Genomic DNA, 1073 nt, shown 5'->3' with positions numbered 1-1073 from the left:
CTCCTGGACCGGCTCATCGGGGAACGCCGAGCCGGAAGAGTGGAGTTGCGGGCTCAGGACACGGAACTGAGACTGATTTGTATACGCCCCGGCACGGTCTTGCGCCATGTTCTGCATCGCCGACGAGACCACGATCGGCACCGGCCGAAGGAACGGCATCTTCCATGACGGAATGCTGCTCGAGATCTGGTCGCCCAGGAAAGCAAGGCGAGGACAAGCAGGTCGTCGGGCCAAGCTGACGATGTGGGCCGAGGATGTGACGGGCCGGAAGGCAGCCCTTGGACGATCTCTTGCAGGCTGAGAGAGGAAGGAGTCGTTTTCACGTCGCAGCACCAGCACCAGCACCAGCACGAGAAAGAGGAATGAGATGTCTCATCAAAGATCCATAATTGCCCTGGCTTGTGCGTGCGGTATCGCTCTGGGGGCCGTGGGTGTTCCGACAGCCGCACATGCGGACCCCCCGGCAGCCTGCGATCCAGGCGCCAAAGTGTGCTACTTCCACTACATCGAACCTGACGGGACGAAGCACAATGTTCTCAGGCCGTGGAGAAGCTCCTGCTACAACATGACCTACGGGGCAGTAGCCGGCCAGAATCGGACCAATACGAGGATCTACCTCTACAAAGGAGACTGCCAGGACTCCGGATATGCGGCCGCATACATCGACAAGGGCCTGTCCTGGAACGACCCGAAGCACATCTACTACTCCTTCGTCGTGCCTGACTGAGGGACCAGTACTGCAATGCGCGGTGATGGTTCGCTGTTCTTGAGGCTCCCTCACGTGCTTGCGTCGCACGAACAGGTCGACCAGCCCCGAGGGACTCTCCTCGCGGGAGGTGCCGGGACGGGGCAAGGCGGAGGCCGTCTCCTGAGGTGGGGAGACGGCCTCAGTCTGGTCCTCGTGCGGCTATGGGACGGGAAGGGGCGCCGTGCCGAGTGCCGGGATGGTCCAGCGCCGTCGGCACCGGCCTCGGCTTCCTCCAAAGCCTCCTGCTCCTCGACCGTGTCGTAACTGGTCCTCTGCGCTCCGATCCCCTGGGTCACGGCACCTGGTGTCAGATCAGGCAAGGGCG

1 protein-coding gene is annotated in these 1073 nt (G+C 62.5%); it reads right to left on the bottom strand.

Annotated elements, in window-relative coordinates; translation table 11 throughout:
* The coding region (locus ACFWVD_RS28885) for a hypothetical protein (protein WP_379248093.1) at positions 1-351 on the bottom strand (351 nt) is incomplete at its 3' end.
* Positions 352-1073: the final 722 nt, after the last annotated feature.

Origin of the sequence: Nocardia sp. NPDC058666, assembly GCF_042714895.1 — a bacterium.
GTDB lineage: Bacteria > Actinomycetota > Actinomycetes > Mycobacteriales > Mycobacteriaceae > Nocardia.
The sequence above is the reverse complement of the archived record's forward strand: the minus strand, read 5'-3'. Positions and strand labels throughout refer to the sequence as shown.